We start from the raw sequence: 6,755 nt of genomic DNA on the forward strand, positions 1-6,755 counted from the left end.
TTTAAATTCTTTTTGATCAGCAATATTGCGCAGCAATTTTCTTAGTGTTTTACCACTGCGTGTTTTAGGAAGTCGCTGTACCACAAGAACGTTTTTAAATGAAGCGACAGGACCTATTTCATGTCTCACTTTTTGTAAGATTTGTTGCTGGATATCACCCAATGGATGCACATGATTTGTCTTAAGGACTATTAATCCTAAGGGTTGTTGCCCTTTTAAATCGCAATGGATTCCAAAAACTGCGCATTCGGCAACATCTTGATGACTGGAAACGACTTCTTCCATTTCGGCAGTGGAGAGTCTGTGTCCAGCTACATTTATAATGTCATCCACACGACCAGTTATAAAAACATAACCATCTGCATCTTTATAACCGCCATCACCAGAAAAGTAGTAACCTGGAAAACGTTCCAAATAACCTTTTTTAAATCGCTGTGTATTCTCCCAAATATCGAGAAGAGTTCCTGGAGGTAATGGTAATTTAACAGCTATAAATCCTTCAGTATTTGCTGCCGCTGGATTGCCGTTTTCATCTAGAACTTGAATATCATAACCACAAACTGGTTTTCCAGCACTACCAGGATTAATAGGTAGTAATTCTACACCAGCCATGTTTGCTAGCATGGGCCAGCCGCTTTCTGTTTGCCACCAGTGGTCTATGACTGGAACTTTGAGCTGGTCTTGTGTCCATTTTAAGGTGGCAGCATCACAACGTTCTCCAGCGAGGAACTGGTATTTTAAAGAAGACAAATCATATTTTTTAATAAAATCTCCATGAGGATCTTCTTTCTTAATAGCTCTGATAGCGGTAGGTGCGGTAAACATAACACTTACTTTATGTTCACTTATCACTCTCCAGAAGGTACTGGCATCTGGAGTTTTGATAGGCTTACCTTCAAATAAAATAGTTGTATTGCGATTAATAAGTGGCGCATAGACAATGTAACTATGACCTACTACCCAACCTACATCACTTGCTGCCCAATATCTTTCTCCTTCTTCAACTCCATAGACATATTTCATAGAAAACTTTAATGCGGTAGCATAGCCTCCAGTGTCTCTTATGATTCCTTTAGGTGTTCCCGTGGTTCCAGAGGTATATAAAATATAGGATGGATGTGTAGAGTTCAATTCTACAGGATCGACAGGATTTGATTTTTTTACAAGTTCTGCGTAATCAATATCATAAGATTTAACAACACTCAATGGTGCGTTATCTCTATTATAAAGAATCACATTTTGAGGTTTATAATTTGATTCTGCAATTGCTTGATCTACAAAAGGCTTATAGGGTATGATACGTTTAATTTCTACGCCGTGAGAAGCTGTAATAATAGCTTTAGGCTTGCAATCATCTATGCGTATGGCAAGCTCATGAGGAGCAAAACCACCAAATACCACTGAATGTATGACACCTAATCTTGCGCAAGCTAGCATGGCATAAATAGCCTGTGGTATCATAGGCATATAAATGAGACAAGTGTCTCCTTTTTTTAATCCTAAAGACTGTAATCCACCAGCGAGTTTAGAAACTTCTTGATGTAAATCTTTAAAGGAAATTGCCTCTTTAATTCCCGTGACTGGACTGTCATAAATAATAGCATCTTGATCTCCATACCCATCATTTATATGTTTATCAATACATAAATAACTAAGATTAGTTTTCCCGTCTTGAAACCATTGATAATAGTCGTTTGCATCTTTGGATAAGATATTTTTTGGTTTTTGAAACCATTCTATGGCATTGCTTTGCTCTTGCCAGAAACCTTCTGGAGCATCGATGCTTTCTTGATAAAATGTTTTATAATCCATAACTATATTCTTATTAAATTATCCACTGCAGCGATGAGCTTTTTTACAGAAAATGGTTTTGTAAAATACTGGTCAGCACCTAGGCTGAGACCTTTTTCTATATCGGCTGCTTTGCTTTTTGCAGATAGGAAGATGACTCTCGCTTTCGCGAAAGCGGGATTTTCCTTTATTATCTTAATCGTTTCATAACCATCTACCTGTGGCATCATCACGTCGAGAATTACAACATCTGGATGCTCGCGTTCCATGATTACCAGCGCCTCACTTCCATCACGAGCGATGAACACGTGGTAACCTTGTTTTTGAAAGGCATATTCCAGCGACATCACTATGTTAGGTTCATCATCTACTATTAAAATCTTCTTCATTTTCCTGCTGTTTTTAATTCTACTATAAATCGGGCTCCTTTTTTAAAATTAGGATCTACGGTAATGGTTCCATTATGACTTTCTATAATATGACGGCTTATGGCGAGTCCCATACCACTCCCTATAGGTTTTTTAAAGTTCTGATCATTGGACTGATAAAACTTTTCAAAGATGTACTGCATGTCTTCTGGCGGGATTCCTTTACCATTATCTTCAAAAGACATGATGACCTTTTTATCATTTTTAACTGCATTAATCTTGATAACACCATTGCCTTCAGGAACAAACTTGATACTGTTAGAAAGCAAGTTGGTGAAGACTTGTAGAATGCGGTCTTCATCATAATACATGCTTATATTTTCTACCTCATTCACTTCTATGTGAACACCTTTCTTGAGTGCGAGTTGATAGATGCCGTCTACAGCTTTGGAAACTGTATTTTTCAATAAATGCTCTTTTTTATCCATGATCTCACGACCGCTAGATAGTTTTTCAAGGTCTAGAATATTAGTAATTAACACCGCTAATCGATCAGCATCGTTAACTATGTTTTCTAGAAATTTTTGCTTCAATTCTTTAGGCATGTCATCAGCATCCGCTAGAATTTCACTGGCAGCTCTTATAGATGCAGTAGGAGTTTTTAACTCGTGTGCTACCGTATCGAGAAACTCATCTTTCTGACGGTCTTTTTCTACGAGCGCTTCGTTTGCCTCTTTAAGATTATCAGACAGTCGCTTTAAATCGTAGGATTGTTGTTGTAGTTGCTTATTTGCAGTTATGGTTTCTTTACTTTCTTCTAAGATTTTAAGTACTTCTGGTAAGGTTACTGGTTGTTCTTTAACCACGCTGCTTATCATAAGTTTTGCACTTGCTGCACCTATGGAACCAGTAAGTAGTTTTTCTGAAAAGTTGACCAACCGCGCGTCTGCCTTCTCCTCTTGTGGATTCAAATCATACTTGCGGTAAAAAATATTAAGAGCTCTTGTGGTACGTTTTTCTCCTAAGAATCTCGTGAGTGCTTTTCTTATTTCAGATACATAAGCTTCTCCACGCCATACAAAGGCGTTTTCTTGTAAGTCTCCATAACTTGATGCGTTAACAACAAGTTCAGCATAATTACGCTCTCTGTAATTACCTTTTTTGATCACTGAGAAAATCAAATAGAACATCACATTAAAAACCATCGACCAAAAAAATGCATGGGTTACTGGCGGCATAAAGTCTAATCCAAATAACTGATAAGGTTTTAATAGTGCTAACCCAAATGGCCCATTACTTACTAAGGTGCTGCCTTCCACAAACACCTCATTAATAAAGGGTAAGGCTAGCGTGTAAAAGGTGACCAAAGATCCTGCAAGGATTCCCATTTTTGCAGCTGCTGCACTACCGCGATTCCAAAACAAGCCTATAAAAAATGCTGGTGCTAGTTGAGCTATAATTACAAAGGCAATTAACCCTATACTAAATAGTGACAACTGAATATTAAAGTTCACATAGAAAAAGTATGCGCCTATTATTAAAATAAAAATGGAAACTCTACGTATGTTTTTAATGTTACGAGCATTACTACTGGGGTTACTTTTATTAAGCACTTTTAAAAATCCATAAGGTATAATGAGGTTATTACTGATCATGGTGCTTAATGCAAGAGCACTTACTACTACCATAGAAATCACGGACGATAAACCACCCAAGAAAACCATTAATCCTAATAGTCGGTGACCATGTTCTAGAGGTAAATACAGCGTATAATAATCTGGATTCAAATCACTGGAAAGCATCAGTTTCCCAGCCCATGCGATAAATATCACAAATACATTAAAGAGCAATAAGTACAAAGGGAATACCCAACTTGCTTTTTTCAAATGATTTGTTGAGGTGTTTTCTACTACACTAACTTGAAACTGTCTAGGTAGTAAGAATATCGCAAAAAACGACAGGGCAATCATAAAATACCAGTTGATACTGGCTTCCATATTTGAGAAAGTGGCTAATTTTTCAAAACCATCTAAAGCAGAGATCTGTTCATAAATATCTGTCGTTCCATCAAACAAATAAAACGTAACATAGACACCTATGATTAAAAAGAACACCAGCTTCAGAACGCTTTCTACCGCAACGGTAAATACTAAACCACTACGCCTGCGAGAGGCATCAGTAGTTTGAGTTCCAAAAAGCGCCACGAATACCGCAAGCAGTACCGCTATGTAGAAAGTACTGTCGGTAAAAATGCTGGTACTTTTTGAACTCTCTGATAAAATGTCAAAAGTTTCAGAAACCGCTTTTAATTGTAAAGCGATATAAGGTAAAACAGCAACTACACAAATTATAGTTACTATCGCACCTATAGAACGGTTATTTCCATAACGTAGCGAGATAAAATCGGCAATACTGGCGACTTGATACTGTTTTGAAATAAGAACCACTCTTTTTAAAATTAATATCCATAATGGCAAAGCGATCACAGGTCCTAAATAGGTGGTTAAAAAGCTTACACCACTGGTCGCTGCAATTCCTACACTACCGTAATACGTCCATGCACTACAATACACCGCAAGCGATAAAGCATACACCCATGGATTGTGCACCCATTTAGATTTTGACCTACGGTCTGCCCAGATTCCCATCGCAAATAAGAGCGATAAGTATCCTACAATCACTAATATGATGGCGTAGCTAGGCATATTTTTTAATCACTGTAAAAGTTATTATGACACTTAACAACCACACCAAAAAGATGTATGCATATAAGACTGGTACTCCTAAAATTGAGAACTCACTATTAAATATAAATATGATGGGTACATTCAAGAAAATTACTAGTCCTATAGATAGAATAACAAGTTTTTGTTGGTGTCTTTTTTTCATTTTTATTTCCAGCTAGACTGCATGGGTTTTTAAAATTCAAGATGGTAGTCTTCTATTCAAAATTTTAATCCTTAAAATTGACTCTCAAGATACTATTTAATGATTAATCTTTAGTTGTATCGCTTTCGCGAAAGCTAGATAAAAACAAACTGCACTTCTAGAGAAAGTGCAGCCTGAATTAAATCATGGATATCTATGGATTCTGATTACTCATTTAAAATTTTCAGACTGCATCGTTATTGAGATATCCATTTCGCTAGATTTCCACCTACGCGGAAACTTAATGACCAGTTGCTTCTCCGGCACCACTTGGTATACGGATGTTCTCAACGATATCTTGTACGTCTTGTGGTGGTGGAGATGTAAAGTGACAAACTACTAGACTTACCACAAAGTTAATGAGCATAGCGATCGTACCGAAACCTTCTGGTGAGATACCAAACCACCATTCTTCTTTGCTAGGAAGAACTTCATCAAACCATCCTAGTCGATACTTCATCATATAAATGAGCATAGTAAGAATACCTACTGCCATACCTGCTATAGCTCCTTCTTTATTCATTCTCTTGTAGAATATCCCAAGAATAATGGCAGGGAAGAACGATGCTGCCGCAAGTCCGAAAGCAAGTGCCACAACCGCAGCCACAAATCCTGGTGGATTGATTCCAAAATAACCAGCAACACAAACAGCACCTACAGCACTTAAACGTGCAGCGATTAACTCACCTTTCTCAGAAATATTAGGATTCACTACTTTCTTAATTAAATCATGTGAAACAGAAGAAGAGATCACTAATAATAATCCAGCAGCTGTAGAAAGTGCTGCTGCAAGTCCACCAGCAGCGACTAGTGCAATCACCCAATCTGGTAAATTTGCTATTTCAGGGTTTGCAAGCACCATGATATCACGGTCTACATATAACTCGTTTGCAGTGGTCATACTCGCATTAGTAGTTGCGCGATTCCCTAAAGCAGTGCGCACTTTTTCATCAAACATAGGCTTATTCTTATTGCCTTCAAAAGCATTACCAGGACCGTATTGAACGATACCATCGCCATTCTTATCAGTCCAAGCTATGAGACCTATGTCTTCATAATTCTTTAACCATTCAGGCTGGTCTGCATAAGATTTCCCTACAGCACTATCGATCATATTTGTTTTGGCAAATACTGCCACCGCTGGAGCCATAGTATACAGAATTGCAATTAATAATAGTGCCCATCCAGCACTTTTACGCGCATCTTTAACACGCTTTACCGTAAAGAATCTCACAATCACGTGAGGTAATCCTGCAGTACCTACCATTAAAGCTAGTGTTATGGCAAATACGTCAATCATAGATTTAGATCCATCTGTATAAGCGGCAAAACCTAGATCTGTACTTAAGCCATCGAGTTTATCAAGTAAATAAGTTCCAGAACCATCGGCAAGTGTGCTTCCCATTCCTAGTTGAGGTACAGGATTTCCTGTCATTTGAATAGAAATAAATATCGCAGGAACGGTAAATGCAAAAATGAGTACACAATACTGTGCTACTTGTGTATAAGTGATTCCTTTCATTCCGCCAAGTACGGCATAAAATAAAACGATAATCATTCCTATAATTACACCAGTGTTGATTTCTACTTCTAGGAATCTAGAGAAAACCAGTCCTACACCACGCATTTGACCAGCTACATAAGTAAATGAAACCAATAAGGCACAAA

At 37.6% G+C, this 6,755-nt stretch carries 4 protein-coding genes; all 4 read right to left on the reverse strand.

All coding sequences use genetic code 11. The features are described from left to right. Positions 1-1,812: AMP-binding protein (locus tag A9Q93_RS03035; protein WP_303685905.1), on the reverse strand; the 1,812-nt coding region annotated here is incomplete at its 3' end. 2 nt (positions 1,813-1,814) lie between these two features. Then, a complete protein-coding gene (locus A9Q93_RS03040) occupies positions 1,815-2,180 on the reverse strand; it encodes a response regulator transcription factor (protein ID WP_303685906.1) in 366 nt (121 codons plus the stop codon). Then, positions 2,177-4,864 (reverse strand): ATP-binding protein, encoded by a 2,688-nt coding sequence (locus A9Q93_RS03045; protein WP_303685907.1) that lies wholly within the window; start codon positions 4,862-4,864, stop codon positions 2,177-2,179. The genes A9Q93_RS03040 and A9Q93_RS03045 overlap by 4 nt, the downstream gene beginning before the upstream one ends. A gap of 464 nt (positions 4,865-5,328) precedes the next feature. After that, positions 5,329-6,755 (reverse strand): sodium:solute symporter family protein (locus A9Q93_RS03050; RefSeq protein ID WP_303685908.1); only part of this gene is annotated, 1,427 nt, incomplete at its 5' end.

It is taken from the genome of Nonlabens dokdonensis (assembly GCF_002162835.1).
Classification (GTDB): Bacteria; Bacteroidota; Bacteroidia; order Flavobacteriales; family Flavobacteriaceae; genus Nonlabens; species Nonlabens dokdonensis_B.